Origin of the sequence: Geovibrio thiophilus, assembly GCF_004087915.1 — a bacterium.
Taxonomy (GTDB): Bacteria; Chrysiogenota; Deferribacteres; order Deferribacterales; family Geovibrionaceae; genus Geovibrio; species Geovibrio thiophilus.
Window position 1 is genome coordinate 579,478 of record NZ_CP035108.1, and the last position, 23,448, is coordinate 602,925.

The following is a 23,448-nucleotide window of genomic DNA, read 5'->3' on the forward strand; positions in this document are numbered from 1 at the left end:
CCTCCCTGCCGCCTCTGCTTTTTTGTATAATTTATGTATTTCCTAAAGCTTATATTATGCTAATATAGCTTCATGAACATGGCTTTTATTAACTTCAACAAAAGATGGGCAGGGGTAAAAACCTGGACTGTGGACTACGGACGGGAGCTTGTTAAGCTTGGTCATAATGTTATTATGATTATCAGAAAAGGAACCGGTCACAGAGACATATACGAGTCGGCAGGGTTTACTGTGTATGAAATCCGCGCCGGAATGAAATACAACCCCTCCACCATCTATAAACTTTCCAAGATACTTATAAAAAATGATATAGATATTTCCGTGGTGAATATTTCCAAGGATCTGAATATAGGCGCCACTGCCTCAAAGCTTTCAGGGATTCCGGTCATACATCGTGTCGGGCTTATTAACGATGTTAAAAACAGGTTTGAGGACAGGGCGCTGCACAAAACCATAATCGACGCTGTAATTGTGCCCAGCTATTTCCTTAAAGCCGAGCTTGCGGACATTAAATGGTTTAACACTTCTAAAATCAACGTAATCCCTAACAGCAAAATAGCGGACAATTACCCTATTTCCGAAAGAAGAAGTGATGGGAAAATTTTCGGCATAACAAGCAGACTGGACGCCTCCAAAGGGCATGATCTCCTCATAGAAGCCTTTGAAAAAGTGAAGCGGGAGATACCCGATGCGCAGCTTTACATAGCCGGAACAGGCAAAAGGGAAGGCTTAATCAGGGAGCGTATAAGGGAGCTCGGTCTTGAGGACAGCGTGAAGCTTTACGGCTTTATCAAGGATGTTCCCGCTTTTCTGGCGGAGCTTGATGTCTATGTGCTTACAAGCCTTGAGGAGAGCTTCGGGAATACGGTTCTTGAGGCGATGTTCGCAGCCCTGCCCATAGTCTCCTTTGAGACAGGGGGAGTACCCGAGGTTCTGGGGGGAACGGGAATCCTTGTCCCTGCCGGTGATACGGACGCTCTGGCGGAGAAGATGATTCTCGCAGCCCGTGATCCGGAACTCCGGATGGAGAAAGGCACTGCCGCAAGAAAAAGAGCGGAAGAGGTTTACGATCTTAAAAAGAATACCTGCAAGCTCATAAAGCTTATTGAAGAGGTTATCAGCTCTCGCTGAACTGCATATTGTAAAGTCTGGTGTATATCTCTGATCTACCTATAAGTTCGTCATGCTTTCCGATGGACTCTATTCTCCCTTTATCCATCACCACTATCATATCAGCGCTTAATATGGTGGACAGCCTGTGGGCTATAACGAAGCTTGTGCGCCCCTTCATGAGGTTTGCCAGCGCCTGCTGAACTATGCGCTCGGATTCGGTGTCCAGCGAGCTTGTCGCCTCATCCAAAATGAGGATCGGAGGGTTTATGAGAAGCGCGCGGGCTATGGTGATCCGCTGCCTCTGTCCGCCGGAGAGTCTGTCACCCCGTTCGCCTATCATCGTCTCAAAGCCTTCGGGAAGCTTCATTATAAAGTCCGTGGCGTAGGCGGAATCAGCGGCGGCTTTTATGGTTTCATCGGTTATGCCGGACGCCCCGTAGGCTATGTTGTTTTTGATAGTGTCATTGAAGAGGTAAGGTTCCTGCGAGACAATGCCTATGTTCCGCCTGAGCGAGTATACGTCAAATTCCCGCACATCTGTTCCGCCTATGGTGAGGCTGCCGCCGGTGACATCGTAAAATCTGGGTATGAGACTTGCGATGGTGGTTTTCCCCGCCCCGCTGGAGCCCACAAAGGCGACTGTCTGCCCGGGCTGAACCTTCAGGCTGAAACCGTCTATGACTTTTTCATCATGACCCTTGTAATTGAACACAACATTCCTGAACTCTATATCTTTTCCGTCGGCACTGCACGGCAGGGTTCCGTTCCTGTCGAGAATTTCGTTGTCCAGATCAATAATATTGAAGAATCTTTCCGCCGCCGTTATGGAGTTCTGAATAGTGTAGTTTTCCTGATTGATCTTCTTGAACGGCTCAAACATCATGGCAAAAGCCGCTATGAACGAGAAGAAGGTTCCCGGGGTGGATTCCCCGCTGATTACCTTTGAGCCGCCGTAGTAAATAATCACCGCAAGCGCCAGACCGGAGATAATATCCATCAGCGGCGAGCCTATGGCTGCGACCTTCGCGCGTTTTATCTGGTAGCGTGTTTCCTGATCGTTTTCACGGGCGAATTTGCCTGATTCAAACCTTTCCATCACGAAAGCCTTCACAACCTTTATCCCTGCGAAGGATTCCTGAAGGGCAGCGGAAAGGGTTCCCATCTTCTCATGCCCTTTGGAGCTGTATTTCTTTGTCTTTTTGCTGGTTTTCCTGATGAGGATCATCATGAAGGGTATTGCCGCCAGTCCGTAAAGCCCCAGATCAAAGTCCTGATAAAATACAACGCCTATCAGGAAAATGACAGTGAAGCTGTCCTTCATCACGTTTATAAAAGAGGGGATGGCGGATTTCACCTGATTAATGTCGTTGACAATTCTGGACATCATATCCCCTGTGCTGTTGTTGTCGTAATAGCTCATGGGCAGGCGGATCATTTTTGAATAAAGGTCAAAACGCATCTCCTGCACAACTTTCAGACCGATTGTTCTCAGCAGATAAAGCTGAAGGAAGCGGAAAACCCCTCTCAGCAGGAAAATGCCGGACACAGCGGCGGGGATTATAATAAGCATTTCCTTGTTCTGCTTGATGAAAATGTCATCCAGAACATGCTTGAGAATATATGCGGAAGCTCCGTCAGTTCCCGCTACGAAAAGCGAGGAAGCGATTGCCAGAGAAAGCAGGAGCAGATGCTTTTTGAAATATGACCAGATTTTTTTTATAATGCCCATAACACCTCTTAAAGGGGTTATGATAATAGGAAACGGCATCTGCCGCAATGAGATATTTTCGTTAAGAAGCCGACCCCCTGTCGTCTTTTGCCGGCAGGCAGGGGGACAGTTGTGAAATCAGTCCGTCAGGTTAGTGAGTGCAGCCGCAGCCGTTCCCTTCGCCGTGTCCATGTCCGTGGTCATGCTCATGCTGACCGTGGCTATGTCCGGTTGTGCACGATGCAGAGCCGAGTTCGGTCAGAGTTCCGTTTCTGAATGCCTCAAGGTTGTCCTTCACTGTGCCGCCTACTGCCTGATAAACCTTTGTGCTCAGGCTGTTGAGCTTTGAGATTGCTCCGGCGCCTATGCCGCCTACCACTACAGCGTCAATGCTTTTTCCGGCGAGAGCCAGTGCGGGGTTGCATGCGCCGTGTACATGCTGGGAATCAGCATTATTCACCATGCTTACCGTGTTTGTCTCGCTGTCAGCCACTATGAAAGCGGGTGCGGAACCGAAATGGCCGTATACCCTGCTTTCGAGCCCTTTGTCCTGTGATACGGGGAAACAAATTTTCATATCCTTTACCTCCAATATTTTGAAAGGAACGTTATGAACATATGATAATATATCCTAGGTAAAAAGAAAGTAAAAAATAAGAATTTACTTTAAAAAAATTTGTCTATTTATTACTTTATATGCTCTGACGAGTATTAAGCCGAATATAAAACGTAAGGCAGGTATGAAATTTGTTTTTTCCTATAAAGGATAATGTACCCTCAAGAACATTTCCGTTTGTCAACTGGCTGATCATCCTTGCAAATGTTGCTGTGTTTGTTTATCAGCTAGGTCTGGGGTATGAGCTCAACTGGTTTGTGTATGAATACGGGCTTGTGCCGAAGAGAGTTACGCATTATGAATCACTGCTGAGTGACAGCATTGTCCCTTTCTTCACACATATGTTTATGCACGGCGGTTTTTTTCATATTTTCAGCAACATGTACATTCTCTTCATCTTCGGGGATAATGTTGAGGACAGGCTGGGGCATGCCAGATATTTTCTTATGTATGTGCTCTTCGGTCTGTTTGCCGGAGTGAGTCAGTTTCTGCTCTCGTACGATTCGCTTATTCCTATGGTAGGGGCGAGCGGAGCTGTGGCCGGCGTTATGGGCGCTTACATGGTATTTTACCCGAGAGCTAAGGTTAAGTCACTATTGGTTATAATAATATTTATAACATTTGTTGACATTCCCGCGGTGTTCTACCTGCTGTTCTGGTTTTTCATACAGTTTGTAAACGGAGCGGCATCCGCAGGCTATGACGGCGGCGGGGTCGCATGGTGGGCGCATGTGGGCGGGTTCATATTCGGACTGCTGTACGCAGTGCGGTTTAAAACGCAGGAAAAGGAAGTTTATATATAAACAGGAGCAATATATGTGTTTGGGTTTTCCCGGAAAACTTATTGAAATGGATGATTTTAAAGCCGTTGTGGACATTGACGGCACAAGAAGAGAGGTTTCACTCATGATGCTTCCCGATGAGGTGGTGCTGGGTGATTATGTTATGGTTCACGCCGGATTCGCCATCGCCAAAATGGATCCGGACGAGGCTCAGAAGACCCTTGAAGCACTGAGAGAGTTTGCGGATCTTCTCGATGAGGAAGGACAATTGTGAAATTCGTAAAAGATTTCAGGGACAGAGAGCTTGCGGAAAAGCTGCTCGCAGCAATCAGCCGTGAGGCGGATACATCCCGCGTATACAGATTTATGGAGGTCTGCGGCAGTCACACCATGGCTGTTTCAAGATTCGGTCTGCGCAGTCTTCTGCCGAAGAATATTGAGCTTGTCTCGGGTCCGGGCTGTCCGGTGTGCGTGACTCCTCAGTGGGAGATTGACGCTATATTTGAAATAGCCTCACGGGAGGATGTCACCATAGTTACCTTCGGGGATATGATACGTGTTCCCGGCAGCAGGGGCGAAAGCCTCCAGAAACTCAGGGCGGACGGAGCGGATATACGCATAGTATTTTCGCCGCTTGATACGCTGAAAATAGCGGAAGAGACGGGGAAAAACACGGTGTTTATCGGCATAGGGTTTGAAACCACGGCACCCACGGCGGCGGCTCTGGCGAAAACAGCGAAGGAGCTCGGAACTGCAAATGTATTTGTCGCGCCGTTCTGTAAGACTGTGCCGGAGGTTATGGATGTTCTCCTTGCGGATGAAACGCTGGAGATAGACGGCTTCCTTTGCCCCGGGCATGTTTCTGTGGTTACAGGGCTTGACATATACAAGGCTGTGACGGCGCAGAAACGAAGCGCAGTGGTCACAGGCTTTGAGCCGCTTGATATACTTTCGTCAGTGCTTGAGATGGTGCGCCAGCACAACAAAGGCGAGTACGAGGTGAAAAACTTCTACACCAGAGCGGTTAAGAACGAAGGGAATCTCAAGGCGCAGGCTCTTCTGAAAGAGGTCTTTTATCAGGCGGACACCGACTGGCGCGGTCTGGGGCGGATTCCGAAAAGCGGTCTTCGTTTCAGGGATGAGTATCAGTCTGTGGACGCTCTTGCCAAATTCGGCATACAGGAAACCGGAGTCACCGATCTGAAAGGCTGCAAATGCGGCGATGTGCTCAAGGGGAAGATGAAGCCCTCAGCCTGTCCGATGTTTGACAACGGCTGTACTCCGCAGAACCCATACGGTCCCTGTATGGTTTCTTCAGAGGGTTCCTGCTCGGCATACTATAAATACGAAAGATAAAATAAAGGCGGGGTTTTTGCCCCGCCCTGCTGTTATTCCTGTTCTTTTCTTCTTCTCATTATTACCTTGGCAATTCCCGCAAGGGCGAAAAGAGCTATGGGGAGGTTGGAGTTTCCGCCTGCGGAGCACCCGCCGCTGGGTTCGCCGTCATCATCGTCATCTGTTCCGCCGTCTCCTCCGCCTGTTCCGTTGTCATCGCCATCATTGGATGATGATATGCCTCTTCCTGTCACATTGAAGCTGGTGGATATTCCTGCGTCAGTGCTGATTGTGACTGTTCGGGTTACTGAACCCGCGGCAGTCGGATTAAAGTTAAGATAGAAGACAGCTTCGCTTCCCGCATTCAGGGTGTATGGAAGTGTGGGGCTGCCTGCCGTATCAATTACAAACGGAGAACCGGACTGTATGCTGATAGTGTAGCTTACCTGTCCGTTATTCCTTATTCTGAATGACATGGCGGATGAGCTGTCAACTGTAGTATCTGCAAAGCTTAAGGTATTATTCGTGAGGTTGGGCACTTCTATTGAAGCCTGCTGAGCTGTGCCGGTGAGGTATATTGTCCTGTAGCCTGCGTTGGAAACAATTTCAAAGCTTGTATTGAATGTTCCGTTCACAGTGGGGGAGAAGGTAACATTGTATGTCTGCTCTGTGTTGGGGTTGATCTCCTGATAGTTATTGTCGCATGCGGCAATTTCAGCAGGGAGATTAATATAGGAAAAAGGGGTGTTAAGAGAGCTGAAACATTTCAGCCTGAGAACATCATCGCCCGTATTCTTTATTTTGAAGCTTTTCTGAAGAGTGCTTGCAGTATTTATGCTGCCGAAGTTTATCTGCGCCGGATTCAGGATAGAACCTGTTTCATTATAAAGAGTTATCTGCGGCTGACCGAGAGCGTAGCGTATAGCGTATATATCAGAGCCGCAGGGCCGGGTGCCCGAACCGCATGTGCTTGAACTGAGGTTCCTCGCATCAGCCCAGACCGAAATGAATCTCTGGCTGAACGCATTGTATGCCGTTGAGGGGCTCTGCTGATTGTACTGGTTCGTGGTAAGCGGGAAATTGCTTCCACTCAGTGAACCCGCTCCATTAACAAACTGACCGAAGACGTCAATGTTTTCAAGTGATGTTGCGCCGGTTCTGGCATCAGCCCATGTGACAAGAAAACGTCCGTTTGTGCTGTCATACGCAATATTCGGGTTTGTCTGACCGTGTTCAACGGATTCGTAGTCAAAGCCTATCTGAAAGTTACCTGAATAGTAGCTGCCGCTGGGTGAAAGAAGCTGACCGTATATTTTCGGCTTAACGGACGCAGCATGTCTTTCCCATGCGATAAGATAACGCTGGGCGACACTGTCAAATCTTATTATCGGAGCATGGTTTGATACGTTAAGGACAACACTGTTCACCCTGCGGTAGCCAGTGTTGTCTGTGAGCTCCGGCAGCATGAAAGCGTATATATTCGCACTTTCATCAACTTCCGTATCTTCCCAAGGTATGGGGGATATTACTCCGCTGCGGTCTTCACATCCGAATGTGTGTTCACTTCTTATTGCCTCAAAAATAACCATGCACAGCCCTGAGTTGGAGCAGTCAATGCTGGGGTTTTCAATGCTTGAGTATCTTTCCACGATGAAGTTTTCTTCATCGGCTCCGTATTCTGCTTCGAGAACTTTTATTGTAGTGTTGCCGCTTTTAAGGGTGGTCGATGTATCTGCCGTGTGCATGAAGCTTGCGGGAAAGGGTGAAGGATTGGAGAGATTAGCCGTAGTTACGGTTGCGAATCCGAGATAAGAATGGTCAGAAATAGTGTTGCCTGCCCATACTTCGTTCGGAGGGGTGGTATTCATGCACAAGTGGGTTACGGTGTGTGCCTGTGCTCTCTGTTCAAGCCACACAAAATAGAAGGTTCCATCATGGAATTTTATAAAAGGTGACTCTCTTACGATTAGTCCGTCATCCGCAGTGCTGTTTGTGAAACCGAAATATTTTTCACTTCCCAATGTTACAGCGCATGTTGATGCGTCTGTTAACGTGAGTGTTTTAAAATAAATTTTCCCGCTTGAAGCATCACCTCTGGAGTCCTGCCATGTGATAACTGCGGTATTGTTAACGTCATCAAATGCCACTTTAGGGGCAACTTCCATACTGTTTGTGGATGAAACTATGATTTCAGAGCCGCATGTTGTTCCGTCGGAATTAATGTAACGGGCATATATATCATTTTGCAGACCGGGTGTGCCTGCGTTTCTTTCATCTTCCCAGACAGCCAGCCAGAGATTGTGACCGTTTAGATAGATAACTTCCGGCTCGTTCTGGTTCAGTTCAGCGTTTGAAACAGGTATTCCGTCGCCGTCCTCTTCAAAGGTGCCTAGGGTATGTGATATGCCGTCCTCGGTGAAGCCTGCGACACTGCGCATACTTCCGTCGGTAAAGTCGGCTTTTGCGGTTGTTTCGCCGCCGGAGCCGCAGGAAGCTGTTATGAAAACTGAAAGAATAAGCAGAAAAAATTTAAAATGACGCATATATACAACCTCGCAGGGAGTTTTATTCCTTATCTGTATCGGCGGACGGGAGAAAATATAAACATGAAATACCCGTAAAAAAGCCGCTGATATATTTTATTTGATCTCATACGGATAAACAACACGGAATACTGTTCCGAGAGTTTCGGATGAAGAAAAGCCCGCCCGTCCCTTGAGATACTTTTCGCTCAGGAGCTTCACGCTGTGAGTTCCGAGCCCTCTTCCGGCGCCTTTTGTGCTGACGTTTCTGTGGAAAAGCCGCGCCTGAATATCTCTGTGGATGAATCCTTTGTTGTATACCCTGAACTCCACTCCGTCCTCAGCCGGATAGGAGCCGATTTTTACTGTTCCGCCTGATTCGACTGCTTCAAGGGCGTTTTTCAGCAGATTACCAAGAACCCGCTTAAGTATTGTTTTATCAGTTATGAAGCGTATGTCCTCTCCTGCCGGATCTGCGGCTATGTTTTTGCCGATGCAGACTGTTCCGGCGGAATACAGCGCTTTAAGCTCATTTATTATTTCTGCGGATGAAACTTCTTCCGGTCTGGTGCTGAGCTCGCCGTTTTCAGCCTCGAATATCAGCTTGTGGGAGCGTATCTCGTCTGTGAGGCTGACAGAGGTCATGCGCATTATGTCCGCCAACTCTTTTATCTCTTCAACGCTTTCGGCGGACTCAAGAATGTCCGAAGCAGCGCTTATGCCTGAGAGCATGTTCATGATGTCATGAAAGAAAAGCCGCTCAAGTATTGCCTTCCGTTTAGAGTCGCTGAGGTCTTTTATATAAACGAACAGATAAAGCAGACCGTTCATTTTCATAGGCGTGGATGTAACCCGAAGCTCCATCACATCGCCGTCTTTTTTCAGGATGCTGCATTCTCTGGCGGATTTTACCTCTTTGAGGCTTTCGGCTATAGCCCTGTTTGCTCCGCAGTGCTTGCAGAATTCCATTGTTCCGCACTGATCGTGTGAAGACACAGCGTGGGAGCAGCCTAGAATTTCCCCCGGAAGCCTGCCGATCAGTTCATCCGTTTGTCCCAGAACAAAGGCGGCAGCGGAGTTGAATGTGACGAGTCTTCTCTCGTGGTTGAGCATGATCACCGGCTCCGGTACGGCGTTTGCGATGAATTTAACCGCATGTTCGCAGCCGGAGAGATCGTCCGTGTCAGTCTTTAAGTTTTCAGGATAAATATCGGTTATCGGTTTCATTTATATGAAGCCTACCATATGAATCTGTTTTTTGTATCAAGAAAGTTGCAAATCTCAGCAAAAACTAATAATCTTCTGAACATAAATAAAACGGCGGGAAACTGGAATGAAAAAAATAGGATTGGCTGAAGGCGGCGGCGGAAGCGCCACCAATAAATTTATAAAAGAGCTTTTTATCTCCCGTTTGGGGAATGACGCATCGGAAAAAATGCCCGATGCGGCGCATGTTGAAACAGACGGCAGAACGGCATTCACAACTGACGGCTTTGTGGTGCGCCCCGAGTTTTTCCCCGGCGGAAACATAGGCAAGCTTGCCGTATGCGGCACAGTGAACGACCTTGCCGTGAGCGGTGCGAAGGCGGAATATCTCTCTCTCGGAGTCATCATTCCCGAAGGATATGAGGCGGAAAGACTGGAAAAAATCGTGGACGCCATAGCGGAAACTGCGAAAAGGGCTGGGGTCAAAATCGTCTGCGGCGATACGAAGGTTGTGGAAAAAGGTGCCGTGGACGGGCTTTTTATAAACACCGCAGGCATAGGAAGAGTGGTTAATGACTGGACAGTCTTTGAGAATATAAAGGACGGCGACGCTGTGATCCTCACCTCGGATATGGCGCGTCACGGCATGAGCGTGCTTCTCGCCAGAGGAGAGCTTGGTTTTGAGGGGAATATAGAGTCAGACTGCGCACCGCTGAACAAAATGCTTGAGGCGCTTCATGAATATGATGTTCATTTTTGCAGAGACGCCACAAGAGGCGGTGTCGCCGCTGTTCTGAACGAGATAGCCGATGGAGCGAAAAAGGGCTTCCTCATACATGAGGCAGACCTTCCGCTGAGGCAGGATGTTGGAAATTTGTGTGAAATTCTCGGTTTCGATCCTCTGTCTGTTGCTAATGAAGGATTAGCTGTTATACTTGTATCAGCTTCGGACGCTTCTCATGTTATTGAGAAGCTGAAAAATTTTGAGGAAGGCAGGAATGCCTGCGTTGTCGGTTTTGTAAATGGAGCAGGGCGTGTTATACTTGAGACGGCGGTCGGCGGCAGACGTGTGGTGGATATGCCTGCGGGCGAGCTTCTTCCCCGTATTTGTTAGCCTGATTTTTGCCTGTTCGCAGGGAGAGAAGACCTTTCCGATAATTGAACAGAAATGCGGCAAATGCCACAGAGCTTCTGTTGTGTACCAGAAAGACCGCACAGAGGAGGACTGGAAAAGGGTTCTCCACGGCATGAAAATGCGGGGTCTTGTCATCACCGGACAGGAAGAAAAAGAAGTTATGAAGGTTCTGACCGAAAACTTTCTGTTAAAGAATTAGAATAATCTGCCGAAATTTGACTCAGGGTAGTGATATGATTGAAATAGATTGGGGAAAGCAGGCGGGTCTTCTTCCTGTTGTTGTGCAGGATGAGGAAACAAAAGACGTGCTGATGCTTGCTTATGCAAATAAAGAAGCGCTTGAGCTTACAAAGGAAACAGGATACGCCCACTATTTTTCCAGAAGCAGGAACTCGCTGTGGAAAAAGGGCGAAACTTCGGGAAACCTCCAGAAAGTTGTTTCGGTGAAGCTTGACTGCGACGGGGATACCCTGCTTTACATCGTAAATCAGACCGGCGCCGCCTGCCACACCGGAGAAAGAACCTGTTTTTTTACTGAGCTTTACCGGGGAGTATAGATGTTGGGCGGAAAACAGCAGCTTATCGGTGTTGATATAGGGAGCAGTTCGGTAAAAATAGTCGAACTGAAGCCCAAAAAGAAAGGATATGTGGTTAAAAGCGCCGTTGAGGTTGCTCTTACCCCCGATGTTATAGTCGAAGGCGCTATAATGGACTACGGCGAAGTCGCCGGAGCCGTCTCGGAAGCCTTTAAAGCGGGTAAATTCTCTTCAAGAAACGTTGCCGCGGGTCTCAAAGGAAGCGCGGTGATAGCCAAAAGACTCTCCGTTCCCATAACTGATCAGGATGAACTGCGTGAAACCTTCATGTGGGAAGCCGAGCAGTACATCCAGATGGATATTGAGGACGTAAGCATAGATTACGAAACAGTGGAGATCGACGAAGCCAAGGGCGAAACCGACCTTGTGCTCGCCGTTGCCAGAAAAGATCTTATCGTGGACTTCAAGTCGGTGCTGGAGGCGGCAAAGCTTAAACCCCTTGTGGTTGACCTTGAGGTTTTCGCCATGATGAACGCTTTTACCGCTAACTATGAAACGGATGACGAGGCGGCGGTTCTTGTAAATATAGGTCATTCCACAACCTTAATCACTATCACCAGAAACGGAAGCTACGAATTTTCCAGAGAGGTCTTAAAGGGCGGCAAAAACCTCTGCGAGATGATAAGCCAGTCCCTCTCCATTCCGTATGACGAGGCGGAAAGGATGATGAAGAACACCTCCGCTATTGAGTCCGACGAAAACCTGAAAGAAACCGTAGACACCTTTAACTCCCAGATAGCGATGGAAATTAAAAACTCCATAGAAATGTTTGACACCGCAAGCCAGTCAAAGCCTGCACGCTGCTTCATCTGCGGCGGCGCTGCTGTTCTGCCCGGACTGCGGGAAAGGATTGAGAAAGCCGTGGAGGCGGACGTCTCCCTCTTTGATCCTTTTGCCAGAATGGAAATAGCAGGCTCGGCGGACAAAAGGCTGATAGAGGAAAAGCTTCACTCTTTTGCCGTTGCGGCGGGGCTTGCTCTCAGGAGCGCGGGGGAAAAATGATAAGGGTTAACCTGCTCGGCAGGAAGCGTAAAAAGAAGGTCAAACCGATACAGATTGAGTTAAGCGCTTTTGTTCTGGCGGTTGCCGCAGTTTTCGCCGGCATTATGCTGTTCAATATGACGGTGAACGCAAAAATCGCGTATCTTGAGGATCAGGTTAACAAAAAACAGACGGAACTCCGCAAGCTTCAGAGCGTCAAGCAGGAAGTGGAGAGATTCCGCACCCAGATGGATGAGATTCAGAAGAAAATCGAGATAGTCCGCAAGCTTAAGGAAGGGCAGAAAGGCTATTATAAAATACTTACAAATATAGAGAAGTCCATGCCGGACGATGTTTGGACAAGCAGCCTCAGCTTCGAGGGCGGCAAAATAGTTCTCGGCTGCTCCTCACTCAGGGTTTCATCGGTGAACAGATTTGTGATGAACCTGTACGAAACGAATATGTTTTCCACAATAGACCTTGAGAAAGCAGACAAAAAGGATGAGGACACGGTTGAAATAAACAACTTTGTAATTACCGCCGGAGTGAGGTTGGACTGATGCTGAAAAAATTTGCCTCCATACCGTTCCGTTTCCGGCTGCTGATTGAGATAGCGCTTATCGCCGTCATTATCGGCGGGTACTATTATCTGTTTCTCATGCCTCTTCAGGAGAAGATGGAAAGGCTGGAGAAGGAATATGACGACCTTGTGTATAAGATAAACGACGTTAAGCCCTATGCCCTTGCCTATGACGATTTCAAGAAGCAGCTCGCCATGATGGAGGAGCAGTTTCAGATAGTTCTCAAGGTGCTCCCCGATGAAAAAGGCTATTACCTGCTCTATGATGAGGCGGTGGGGCTTGCCGAGAAGGACGGCGTGAAGGTCACGCTGTTTCAGCCCGGCGGCGAGAAAAAAATAGATAACTTCCACTCCAGCGTAAACTTTAATGTGAAGATGGAGACCCCGTACCAGAATCTTGTCAGGTATCTTTACGACATAAATTATCTCAACAAAATAATAAACCTCCAGAACATGCAGATAAATGTGCTTAAGTCCAAAACCGGAGAAAGATTTCTGGATGTGACGGCAAGCCTCAATTCATACAAATTCAACTCAGGCGGAGCGCCGGAAACCGCGGCTAAGGGCAAGAACGCCAAACCCGTAAGAGCTGTGAAGAAGGGAGGAAAATAAGATGAAAAAGCTTACACTCCTTTTCACGGCGGTTTTTCTCTTCGGCTGCACAGAAATAGACCGTGAGGAACTGATGAAAAACAGGGCAGAGGTCAAGCCCGTCAAGCCCATTGAGGTTAATTTTGAAAGGCTTGAGAAACAGAAGGAGGAGCTGATAGAGCTTTTCAGCACTGTCTATGTGGCTCCCGAATACGCCTTTACCAAAGACCCGTTCACAAGCGTGGTTGATATTTATAAACTGGCTCAGGCGGAGGAGGAGGCGACTCTAAACCCTGTTCTGATACACAAGTTTGACGAGTTCAAGCTTGTGGGCATACTCACTGGAGAGATCGGAAACATTGCCGTTCTCGCTGTGGCTGATGATAGCTTCTATCTGAAAACCGGAGATGTCTTCAGTGCCAACCGCAGCACGATCATATTCATCGGTCAGGACTTAATAAAAGTCAGGGACAACAGCAAGGATATATTCGGCAACACCAAGACCGAGATAAAGGACATAAAGCTCGACTATCTTAAAGACGATTCCTCAAAGGAGAAGACCTCATGAGCAGATACAGAATATTAGTATTGGTACTGACGCTTTTTGCCGTGCTGTCCTGCGCGGGGAAACAGCCTGTGGAGGAAGCCTCTGTTAAGGGCAACCTGCTTTCAGGAATCAGGATAGTCGATCTCGGCGACGGAGAATACGCCATGACCCTGCGCTCCGCCGAGGAAACTCAGTTTAAGGTTCTGTACTCGAAAAGCCCATACAAGCTTGTGATATTCGCTCCCTCCACAGTGATGAACGATGAGGTTCTCAAGTACAACTTCTCAGACGAGGTGGTGGAGGGGCTGGCTTTTATGCCCGGTAAGGACGCAAGCCAGATAGAGATACTCCTCACCGAAAATGTGGATTACGATTACTCTCAGGATAAAAGCATGCTGAGCCTCACCTTCCGTGTGTACAGCGGCGGGGCTGCCGCTCTGGAGAAATACGGGATGGATGTTGGGGCTGTGGCTCCGGAAAAGGCAGGGCTCGCTTCAGCAGTGCGCAGCTTCAGGAACCTTTCCGACAGCTCGATGCTTAAGCTCGAATTCGGGCTGGACGGCATAGCCAGATACGACTACGGCTACCTTGACGACAGCACAATGTATATTGATCTGTTTGATGTGACAAGCTCGCTCAATAAGAAAAGATATTCCGGACAGGGCATAATTTCCGATGTAAAGGTCGGCGAGTATTATCCGCCCAAAAAAGTGCGCTTCCTCATGAAGGTTTCCTCCCGCATGCCCCTGTTTGCGGGACAGGACGGGGATAAGCTCACTGTCGCCAGCGACATGGGCGCTGTTCCCTCTGACAGCAGATATATAGCCGCCATTGACGCCCTGCATTATAAAAACGTGCAGAGTGTTATAATCAGGTTCATAGGCAGAATCAGCTATACAAAAAAGATCGTGAACAACGCTCTTCATCTTGAGTTTGATCAGGATGTGAAGATGCTCGGCACTGTTCAGAACAGGTTTAACTTCGCGGGGCTTCCTTTCAGAAACGTGGAAGTTCTTAAGATAGACGGCAAGCCGGTCATAGTCTTCACGCCGGAAAAAGATATATACGCCAGAGTGGATGAAACTCAGGACGGAATACTGGTGAGCGCCAGCTTCGATGAATTCGCGCGGGCTAACATGGAGCTTTCCGAACCGGCTTCCGCCGGATCAGCGGGTGCGGTTCAGGCTCCGAAGCCTCAGGATCTTGTAACCCTCAACATGAAGGATATGGATCTGAGAGAAGCGATCCGCCTCATCTACTTCGGCAGGGCTAAGAACGTAATCTTCGGTGAGGAGGTTGCGGGCAAGGTCACTCTTTACCTCAGAGAGGTTGACTACGAAACAGCCCTGAGGCTGATTCTTCGCGACAGAAACCTTACTAAGATAGAAGAGAACGGCATAGTCTGGATAACCTCAAGCCAGAAATATGAGGAAAGGCAGAACGCTGAAACCGCTAAACTACGTGCGGCGGAACAGGCAAAAGAGCTTGCCCCGCTGAAAACAGAGATAGTGCCGGTAAACTTTTCAGACGCTTCGTCTCTTTCGGGGATAGTTAAGTCTGTCCTCTCCAAGAGAGGCAGCGTTGAGGTGGAGGCGAGGACAAACAGCTTCGTGGTGCGTGATATGCCGGAAGTTATAACAGAAGTTAAGCGCCTGATGAAGACGGTTGACAAGCGTACTCCGCAGGTGACCATAGAAGCCAGAATAGTTGAGGTCTCCGATATTAACAGCCTCAACTTCGGTGTTCAGTGGGGAGCCACGGTTCAGGATACCACAAAGGTGCATTTTCCCAATACCGTCAACATCGGCGGAGATTCCAGCGGATACATGGTGAATATCCCTGCCGCGGAATCGGTGGGCACATTCGCTCTGGGTATAATGAACAGAACAGGCACATTCGGGCTCGACCTCGCACTGAGCGCGCTGGAAAGCCAGAACAAGGCGAAAACAATCTCCAGTCCAAGAGTAACTACTCTGGACAATATGGAAGCCACAATAAAAAGCGGCAGCAAGGCGCTGATCGTTCCATCCGGTGATGACACCAAGACGGAAGAGATAGACACGGGTATTATCCTTACCGTTAAGCCGCATATCACTTCAAATGACATGGTTTTCCTTGATATTCTTGTGGAAAAAAGTACACTCGGCGAAATAACAGCCACAACGGCGACCGCTGACGAAAAGAAAGCGGAGACCAAGGTTCTTCTCGCCAACGGAGAAACAACTGTCATAGGCGGTCTTTACGAAGATGAGGAAATCAACTACGTTCAGGGAGTGCCGGGGCTCAGCAAGCTCCCCATACTCGGGCATATGTTTAAAGGAACTCAGAAGAGAAGCACAAGAAAAGAGCTGCTGGTATTTCTGACGCCATATGTTGAAAAATAAAAAACTCTTTATCATCGCCGGAGAACAGTCCGGCGATACCCATGCTGCCAATCTGCTGAAAGAACTTTCTGCCCACGGTGAAATTAAGCTGTACGGAACCGGCGGCGCCCATCTGCGTGCTTTGGGGCAGGAACAGTACTACGACATAAATGACTTAAGCGTCATCGGATTTGACGGTATCATAAAAAAACTTCCTTTTTTCTTCAAAGTCAGGGATGTTCTCCTTAAAAAAATCGAAGAAATCAAGCCGGATGCGGTGATTCTTGCGGATTACCCCGGGTTTAATCTCCGTTTTGCGCAAAAGCTTGAAAATTCAGGTATTCCTGTAATCTATTTTGTCGCTCCGCAGGTCTGGGCATGGAACTACAAGAGAGTAAAAGTCATAAAAAGATGTGTTGACCTTCTCCTCTGCATCCTCCCTTTTGAGGAGGATATTTTCAGAAAAGAGGGAATAAACGCGCACTTCATCGGTAATCCGGTTGTGGATCATCTTGAGAATAAATATGCCGACCGTGCGTCATTCTTCAGGGCGGCAGGTCTCGATCCTGATAAAAAGACAATAGGCATACTCCCCGGCAGCAGACGCAGGGAGGTGGAAACTCTTCTGCCTGTGATGCTTGACGCCGCGGATGCGCTCAGGGGGCAGTACCAGTTCATTATATCAAAGGCGGAATCTGTAAGTGATGAGCTGCTGGCGGGGGTACTCAAAAAGCGGGATTACAGGATCGCCACACTCACTGCGGATATAATGAAGCATACAGACCTTGTCTGGGTCTGTTCCGGAACGGCGAGCCTCGAAACTGCGGTGAGCGGAACCCCCATGGTTATTTTATACAAAGTCGGCGGACTGACAGCGCTTATCGGCAGGCTGCTTCTGAAGATAAAATTCATCGGTCTGCCTAATCTGGTTGCGGGCAGAGCAATAGTTCCCGAAGCTGTGCAGGATGACGTCAACCCCGCCAAGCTTATCGATTATACGGAGAAAATTTTCAGTTCCTACGAATCTGTTAAAGCAGATGTTGAGAGAGTTGGCAGCCTCTTCCGCGGACTTAGCCCTTCCAAAAAAGGCGCTGAACTCGTAGCCGGTTTCCTGAAAAGCACGGAGTAAGCGGCAGGCTTTTTTCCGTTTTTTATCAATCCTTGTTAAAACTTCTTTAAAATCCCCCTCAGTCCCCCTTTGCAAAGAGGGAAGCTATTGCTGAAAAGGATAAAACACCCCAATTCATAAAGAAGGGCAGTTCAAAGAAATCATACTTTTTTCTGATAGCCGTGCGGTGCGGGCGTGTGTAAAAATTGTCAGCAGGTTTTGAGCAGAAACCGCCGGGATCTAAACGGCGATTTTCCATGGAGGGAAATTTTTACGTAAACAGGGAAAATAGTTACAGATCTCTTCAGGAATAAAGTTCCTGATCGTACATCGGCATATTTATAAAAAACTTTAGCCTGATCACAATCAAACCCTTGATTCATATAGATCCTTTTTCTCTAAAACCCTGATCAACAGCGCCTTAAAACAACTTGGCACGGACTTTTCTATATACACGGCGGAGGTGTGTCAATGGATTTGATGTCATTCATCACGCCGGGCACGGGGAATGTACCTGCATTCGGCACCGCCATCTCCGCACAGAACGGTTCTCAGGCTTCTAAGAGCTCATTTGAGGATTTCCTCAAGGACAGACTCTCAGGAACCGGAGTCAACACAGTTTCTGAAAAGGCATCGGCAAAGAGCGGAACCGAAGTTAAGTCCGACTCTAAGACCAAAGCCGGAAAAGTAATTGATGAGCTTGATATTCCCTCGGAACAGAAGGAGCAGTTAAAGAAGGAACTTGACTCTCTGGAAACTGAGGAGGATGCGGTGGAATTCCTTGAGAATCTTGAGGAAATATTGATGCTGAACGGAATCGGCGTTGAGGAAACCGTGGCAAGGCTCACAGAAGCATTCGTTGCGGAAGATGCACAGAACGCAGCGGGGAGTACGGCTATTGATTCCGCAATGCTGAAAGCCCTCAAAGCAAGGGGTTACACTCAGGCGGAACAAAACCTTACAGACAGCGAACAGCAGGCGGCGAATGAGGCCTTTGAAAAACTTATGCTTCCCAAAGAGGCGAAGATAAGCGGCACAGAGGTCAAAATAGCCGAAATTGTAAAACCGCTGACCGCTGAAACTGTTCCCGAAGAGGAGCAGATTATTAAAACTACAACAACGGACATACCCGACACGGAAGTTGGGGAAACCGCACTTAAATCGGGGCAGAGCGTTTTAACCGAACAGGAACAGCCTGAGGTTAAGATTGTTACACCCAGAGATATTAATAAGATCGCCGACTTCATACAGTATTCTAAGTCAGGCGATCAGAAAAAGCTTACCATACAGCTTATGCCGAAAGAATTGGGTAAGCTGAATATCGAGCTGGTGGAACACGCCGGTAAGATAAGCGCCCGAATCACTATGGAGAGTGATCAGGCGAGAAACCTGCTTGTCAACAACGCGGAAAGCGTAAGGCAGCAGTTGGAAGCAAAAGGGATTGTGCTTGAAAAAATGGAATTTTTCTTTGCCGAAAAAGACTCCAAGGATGGAACCGACCAGCAGTTTTTCAGGAAGAAAGGCTCTGGAAACGGAAAAAATGAATTTGCGGTAGGGGACATCTCTGAGGATGAGACTGATCCCTCAAAGGGTCTCTACGCGTAAGTCCGGAGGTTGCTATGACCACAATATCTGACTCGGTTCAGAATATTCTTAACGGCGGAAGCTCCACAACAACGACTACGAAGGAAACAGGAACCACCGAAATGGACATGATGGATTTCCTGAATCTCTTTATCAGCCAGCTTAAGAATCAGGATCCCCTTGAGCCGATGGACAACAACCAGCTTACAAGTCAGACCAGCCAGTTTTCAATGGTTGAGCAGCTTGTCAGCATCAACGAGGCAGTGGAAAAACTTGTAGACGGCGGTTCAACATCAAACGATATAGACTCCCTGTTCAGCGCCTCAAGCTTCATCGGTAAAATGGTGGAGTATGAAGGCAACAGCTTTGTCTTTGACGGTGAAAGCGCTGTTATGGATTTTGATCTCGATACGGCAAGCTACTCAACGGAGATCTATGTTTATGATACGGATGGAAATCTGATAAACGCAGTTAACGCAGGTCAGCTTGATTCCGGCAGGAACAGCATTGCTTGGGACGGAACGGACTCCGAAGGCGAAGCTGTGGAAGCCGGACAGTACAAATATGTGGTAAAGGCTTACGACTCCACAGGAGCGGAAGTTAGTGTCACAACGTACGGAAACGGGTATGTCTCCGGCGTTTCTCAAGAGGACGGTAAAATTGTTTTTGACCTTTTCGGAGAGGAACTCGACGCTGATAAAGTTATTGCAGTAAGAAGTTACTAAGGCTGTAGGGGAGATTTGTTCTCCCCTTTTCAATCAGCGGATTAAGGAGTGCGCTTATGATGCGTTCACTGTACTCGGCCATCAGCGGTCTGAACACGAATCAGAAAGCTATGGACGTTATAGGCAACAATATAGCAAACGTTAACACCACGGGTTTCAAGGCAGGTCGTGCTGTTTTTCAGGATCTGTTCAGTCAGACTCTCGTGGGAGGTAAAACCCCCACAGATGCCAGAGGCGGTGTAAACCCCCGTCAGGTAGGTCTGGGCGGATACCTCGCTGCCGTTGACAACATATTTGAAGCCGGTACACCGACCACAACAAGCAAAACCACGGACCTTGCCATACAGGGTGAAGGTTTTTTTGTTGTCAGAGGTGAAGGGCTCAATGAATATTACTATACCAGAGCGGGAGATTTTAACTTTGACCGCTACGGCACTTTCGTTAATGCTGCCGGCTATCCTGTGCAGGGATGGATGGCAGACCCCCTCACCGGAGAGTTGATTGATAACGGGGAAGTGGGCGACATAGTTGTCGGTTCCGCTTTCCAGACGATTCAGGCAAAGGCTACCACTGAGGTTTCCATGAATGCGGTGCTCAACACTGTTGCCAATGCTTCGGTTCTTGAGTACCCCACGCTCCTTCACACTGCCGGCAGCTCAGACGATCTTTTATCCGTTTTTTCAACTAACGGCGTTAAGATGGATCTTGCCGAAAATGAGCCTATAGTCATTAAGGCGCATGCCACGGAAATAACCGATATGCTTTACGCATACAGCGATTCGGATGTTAATCTTAATCTGGATTCCGAATCGGTTCTGAGAGTTTATATCAACAATAACCCGTATACTTTTACCTACGGCGTTGACTTCAGAACCATGGGTGAGCTCGCCACTGCCATCGAGAACAAGCTTGAGGATTCAGTGGGCAACGGCGCTGTGGCGAATAACTTCGTGGAAACATCCGTAAACGGTATTTTCGATGAGACTCTGGTCACCCCCAATGCTTCTTATGCCACCACTGAGAGCTGGACAGTGACCATCGATCCCACGAACCCCGCGAGATTCAATGTCGTCGGTTCAGTATCCGGCGCAGTAAACAGCGGTGTTGTGGGACAGACATACACGGCGACTGATCCTGTTACGGGGGACGCTCTTTTTACAATACCTTCCACCGCGTGGAACGGCTCATGGGCAGCAGGCGAAACCGTTACATTTGACACTGCCGCCGCTCCGGCGTCCGATTTCAGTGTCAATATAGTAAACGGAAAAATACAGATAACAAGGGACACCGACAACGGAATAGACGTGCAGGTAAACTCCTTCAGCGGCACACCTTACCTTGCTGTTATAATGCAGTCTCTCTCCGGTACATATAACGAGGCTTCCACATCAAGAAGCAGTGATGAGATTCTTTTTGAGGAGACAAAATACGCAGGAAGAGACTTCGACACACTTGCGGAGCTGGCTTCTATAATCGAGCAGGCAATAGACGGAAACGTTCTTCAGGCGGACAAGTTCAGCGTCAACTTCGATGAAGCCACAGGCAGATTTCAATTCATGAACACAGGCGAATATGATACTGCGACAGGAACCACCGAAGGACTCATTCTTTCGAGCTTTATGGTGGATAAAGCCTACAGCGGCACAGTTTTTGAAAGCAATATAACTCCTGCCGGTTCGCTCACAATACGACCGGTGGATCCCGATGACGATCCGGCGTTTGTCGCCTCAGCGGACTACGGCTACTCTGAGCAGTTCCTCAGATATGCGGAAGGCTCCGACCTTCTCACAGAGCTTTATACAAGCTCAGGCGAGAGCATGGGGCTGGATGATACGGCAATACTTCAGTTCAGCGGTGCAGTGGGCGGTGAGGATCTTCAGGGAACCGGAACGATTCCCGCGCTCGGTTCCACAGTGGACGATCTCAGAGCCATGATGGCGGGATACCTCGGCTTTGAAAACTCCACGGAAAGCCAGATTGCGGAGCACATCAGCGACATAGAGGATAACAGCGGCAAGATCAAGGTAACCGGTGAAAAGGGTCTTTCAAACGCCGTGGACTTTCTTAAGTTTGAAGTCGTGGGTGCGGGAACCTATCAGAACTTCTATGACTACTTTGAGTATCAGACAACCCAGACAGCAAGCGGCGGTCAGATGGCAACCACTCAGACCATCTATGATGCTCAGGGTAATGCGCACACGCTGAAATATACTTATGACATGGTGAATGCGACAGGCAACATCTGGAAGCTGACTCTCAGCACAACAGATGAGAACACAAGCGTGTCCTTCAACCAGACGGGCGGGAACGAAATCCTTCTGCACTTCAATAATGACGGTTCGTTCAACTATCTCTCTTCTCCGGAAGGAACAAGAGTCGCTGATCTCAGCTTTAACTTTGATCCGGCGAACGGAGCAGGGGTGATAAGCGATGTTTCCATGTTCCTCGGAACTCCGGCAAGCTATGACGGGGTCTACATCTCCGCCAAGGAATCATCCAAAAACAGCGCAGAGCAGGACGGTTACGCAGTGGGCTCTCTTGAAGAGGTAATGTTCAACCCCGCTGGAGAGATTGTAGGCTACTACACCAACGGTGAGGTGATGACCATAGCTCAGGTTGCCCTTGCCACATTCACAAACAATCAGGGTCTTCTGAAAGTAGGCGATACCCTTTTCGCGGAAACGGGCAACTCCGGCACCGCAGCGATAGGCAAGCCGCAGACAGGCTCCAGAGGGGAAATACTATCAGGAGCACTTGAAAACTCCAACGTTGACCTCTCAAATGAATTTGTGACCATGATTACCACTCAGAGAGGCTTTCAGGCAAACTCAAGGGTTATCACAACCAGTGACGAAATGCTTCAGGAGCTTCTGACCCTCAAACGTTAATAACCGTTTTAACGGTCGGCTTTTATCAAAAGGGCGTCTTCGGGCGCCCTTTTTTTATTAATTAAAAAGCAAAAACTGACGATTTATTCATAGATTCTCCTTAAAAGAGAGAGCGTAAGGCGGTAAAACGACTGCCTCACGCCGCAGAGAAGGCATTTTAAAATAAGCTTGACTCTTTTGCTGGCGTTCCTGTATCTTTTAAGGGTAGAATAGTACAAAATGTTTATATCAAAGTTTATTCTTTGAATAATGCAGTCGGACGGGAACGTATGGATTTAGCAACGATTATCGGGTTTCTATTGTCATATATTCTTCTTATCGTTGCGCTTGTAATAGGCGCGGGGGTCGGGGTTTATGTCGATTACCCTTCGGTGCTTATCGTTATCGGCGGTACTCTGGGCATTGTGCTGATCAACTACCCGCTGGACAGGATAACAGGTCTCACCAAAGTAATGATGAAGGCTTTCTTCAACAAGTCCGCTGACACGGCAGAGCTTATACAGCAGCTTGTCGGTTTCGCCGTAAAAGCGAGAAGAGACGGCATTCTCTCTCTTGAATCCGCTGAAGACGAAGTTTCGGACGAGTTCCTGAAAAAAGGGATACGCCTCGCTGTTGACGGAACCGAGCCTGAGGTTATCAAAACGATTCTTGAAACCGAACTGGAATACATGCAGGAAAGGCATAAAGAGGGCGCTGGTATTTTCACCTCTATTGCGGATTTCGCGCCCGCAATGGGTATGATCGGTACGCTTGTGGGGCTTGTCGCGATGCTTCAGAGTCTCAGCGATCCTTCGGCGATAGGTCCTGCGATGGCTGTCGCTCTTATCACCACTTTTTACGGTTCTATTATAATGAACATGTTCGCGACACCTATTTCAGGCAAGCTTAAGGTGCGTTCCGGAGAGGAAGTTCTCCAGAGACAGATTATGATCGGCGGCATAATGGCTATTCAGGCGGGGGACAACCCTAGGATAGTCGAACAGAAGCTCAACGCTTATCTTTCGCCTAACAAACGTAAATCTCAGTTTGACTGATTCCTGCCCGTTCCGGCTGAGAGCGGGCTCATAA

General features: G+C 48.3%; 21 protein-coding genes. 17 read left to right on the forward strand and 4 right to left on the reverse strand.

Annotated elements, in window-relative coordinates; translation table 11 throughout:
* The first annotated feature begins 78 nt into the window (after window positions 1–78).
* Window positions 79–1,131, forward strand: a complete 1,053-nt coding sequence (locus EP073_RS02810; RefSeq protein WP_164885249.1) for a glycosyltransferase family 4 protein — start codon at window positions 79–81, stop codon at window positions 1,129–1,131.
* Here the strand turns inward: EP073_RS02810 and EP073_RS02815 are convergent.
* Both EP073_RS02815 and EP073_RS02820 read right to left on the reverse strand, forming a co-directional pair.
* Window positions 1,118–2,842 (reverse strand): ABC transporter ATP-binding protein, encoded by a 1,725-nt coding sequence (locus tag EP073_RS02815; RefSeq protein ID WP_128465653.1) that lies wholly within the window; start codon window positions 2,840–2,842, stop codon window positions 1,118–1,120. The genes EP073_RS02810 and EP073_RS02815 overlap by 14 nt on opposite strands.
* 130 nt (window positions 2,843–2,972) lie before the next feature.
* On the reverse strand, window positions 2,973–3,398 hold the full coding sequence (locus tag EP073_RS02820; protein ID WP_128465654.1) for a NifB/NifX family molybdenum-iron cluster-binding protein: 426 nt from the start codon (window positions 3,396–3,398) through the stop codon (window positions 2,973–2,975).
* Window positions 3,399–3,568: 170 nt separating this feature from the next.
* Between EP073_RS02820 and EP073_RS02825 the strand changes: the two genes are divergently transcribed.
* The 3 genes from EP073_RS02825 to hypD are packed head-to-tail and all read left to right on the forward strand — an operon-like array spanning window position 3,569 to window position 5,575.
* Window positions 3,569–4,240 (forward strand): rhomboid family intramembrane serine protease, encoded by a 672-nt coding sequence (locus EP073_RS02825; protein WP_128465655.1) that lies wholly within the window; start codon window positions 3,569–3,571, stop codon window positions 4,238–4,240.
* Window positions 4,241–4,253: 13 nt separating this feature from the next.
* Window positions 4,254–4,493 carry a HypC/HybG/HupF family hydrogenase formation chaperone gene (locus tag EP073_RS02830; protein ID WP_128465656.1) on the forward strand — a complete coding sequence of 80 codons (240 nt, stop codon included), beginning with the start codon at window positions 4,254–4,256 and terminating at the stop codon, window positions 4,491–4,493.
* On the forward strand, window positions 4,490–5,575 hold the full coding sequence (gene hypD / locus EP073_RS02835) for a hydrogenase formation protein HypD (protein ID WP_128465657.1): 1,086 nt from the start codon (window positions 4,490–4,492) through the stop codon (window positions 5,573–5,575). The genes EP073_RS02830 and hypD overlap by 4 nt, the downstream gene beginning before the upstream one ends.
* Before the next feature lie 32 nt (window positions 5,576–5,607).
* On the opposite strand, the gene EP073_RS02840 is transcribed toward hypD, so the two are convergent.
* A complete protein-coding gene (locus EP073_RS02840; protein WP_128465658.1) occupies window positions 5,608–8,097 on the reverse strand; it encodes a choice-of-anchor D domain-containing protein in 2,490 nt (829 codons plus the stop codon).
* Between the two features lie 96 nt (window positions 8,098–8,193).
* Window positions 8,194–9,303: an ATP-binding protein gene (locus EP073_RS02845; protein ID WP_128465659.1), complete on the reverse strand. Its 1,110-nt coding sequence runs from the start codon at window positions 9,301–9,303 to the stop codon at window positions 8,194–8,196.
* A gap of 106 nt (window positions 9,304–9,409) precedes the next feature.
* On the opposite strand from EP073_RS02845, the gene hypE reads away from it, so the two are divergent.
* The 13 genes from hypE (at window position 9,410) to EP073_RS02910 (ending at window position 23,414) form a co-directional block, all read left to right on the forward strand.
* The gene (hypE, locus tag EP073_RS02850) at window positions 9,410–10,396 is read left to right on the forward strand and encodes a hydrogenase expression/formation protein HypE (RefSeq protein WP_128465660.1); all 987 of its coding nucleotides are present in this window, start codon (window positions 9,410–9,412) and stop codon (window positions 10,394–10,396) included.
* Window positions 10,350–10,616 (forward strand): hypothetical protein, encoded by a 267-nt coding sequence (locus EP073_RS02855; protein ID WP_128465661.1) that lies wholly within the window; start codon window positions 10,350–10,352, stop codon window positions 10,614–10,616. Before hypE ends, EP073_RS02855 begins: the two co-directional genes overlap by 47 nt.
* Before the next feature lie 34 nt (window positions 10,617–10,650).
* Window positions 10,651–10,974 carry a phosphoribosyl-AMP cyclohydrolase gene (gene hisI, locus EP073_RS02860; RefSeq protein WP_128465662.1) on the forward strand — a complete coding sequence of 108 codons (324 nt, stop codon included), beginning with the start codon at window positions 10,651–10,653 and terminating at the stop codon, window positions 10,972–10,974.
* Window positions 10,975–12,015 carry a type IV pilus assembly protein PilM gene (gene pilM, locus EP073_RS02865; RefSeq protein ID WP_128465663.1) on the forward strand — a complete coding sequence of 347 codons (1,041 nt, stop codon included), beginning with the start codon at window positions 10,975–10,977 and terminating at the stop codon, window positions 12,013–12,015. It begins immediately after the preceding gene.
* Window positions 12,012–12,554 (forward strand): PilN domain-containing protein, encoded by a 543-nt coding sequence (locus EP073_RS02870; protein WP_128465664.1) that lies wholly within the window; start codon window positions 12,012–12,014, stop codon window positions 12,552–12,554. Before pilM ends, EP073_RS02870 begins: the two co-directional genes overlap by 4 nt.
* A complete protein-coding gene (locus tag EP073_RS02875) occupies window positions 12,554–13,186 on the forward strand; it encodes a type IV pilus inner membrane component PilO (protein WP_128465665.1) in 633 nt (210 codons plus the stop codon). The genes EP073_RS02870 and EP073_RS02875 overlap by 1 nt, the downstream gene beginning before the upstream one ends.
* A 1-nt stretch (window position 13,187) precedes the next feature.
* Window positions 13,188–13,733, forward strand: a complete 546-nt coding sequence (locus EP073_RS02880; protein WP_128465666.1) for a pilus assembly protein PilP — start codon at window positions 13,188–13,190, stop codon at window positions 13,731–13,733.
* Window positions 13,730–16,096, forward strand: a complete 2,367-nt coding sequence (locus EP073_RS02885; RefSeq protein ID WP_128465667.1) for a type IV pilus secretin PilQ — start codon at window positions 13,730–13,732, stop codon at window positions 16,094–16,096. Before EP073_RS02880 ends, EP073_RS02885 begins: the two co-directional genes overlap by 4 nt.
* A complete protein-coding gene (gene lpxB, locus EP073_RS02890) occupies window positions 16,083–17,204 on the forward strand; it encodes a lipid-A-disaccharide synthase (RefSeq protein WP_128465668.1) in 1,122 nt (373 codons plus the stop codon). Before EP073_RS02885 ends, lpxB begins: the two co-directional genes overlap by 14 nt.
* 450 nt (window positions 17,205–17,654) lie before the next feature.
* Entirely contained in the window at window positions 17,655–18,788 is a 1,134-nt protein-coding gene (locus tag EP073_RS02895) for a flagellar hook-length control protein FliK (protein ID WP_128465669.1), read from the forward strand.
* A gap of 14 nt (window positions 18,789–18,802) precedes the next feature.
* A complete protein-coding gene (locus tag EP073_RS02900) occupies window positions 18,803–19,492 on the forward strand; it encodes a flagellar hook assembly protein FlgD (protein WP_128465670.1) in 690 nt (229 codons plus the stop codon).
* Between the two features lie 56 nt (window positions 19,493–19,548).
* Entirely contained in the window at window positions 19,549–22,380 is a 2,832-nt protein-coding gene (locus EP073_RS02905; protein ID WP_128465671.1) for a flagellar hook-basal body complex protein, read from the forward strand.
* A gap of 269 nt (window positions 22,381–22,649) precedes the next feature.
* Entirely contained in the window at window positions 22,650–23,414 is a 765-nt protein-coding gene (locus EP073_RS02910; protein ID WP_128465672.1) for a motility protein A, read from the forward strand.
* Window positions 23,415–23,448 lie beyond the last annotated feature (34 nt).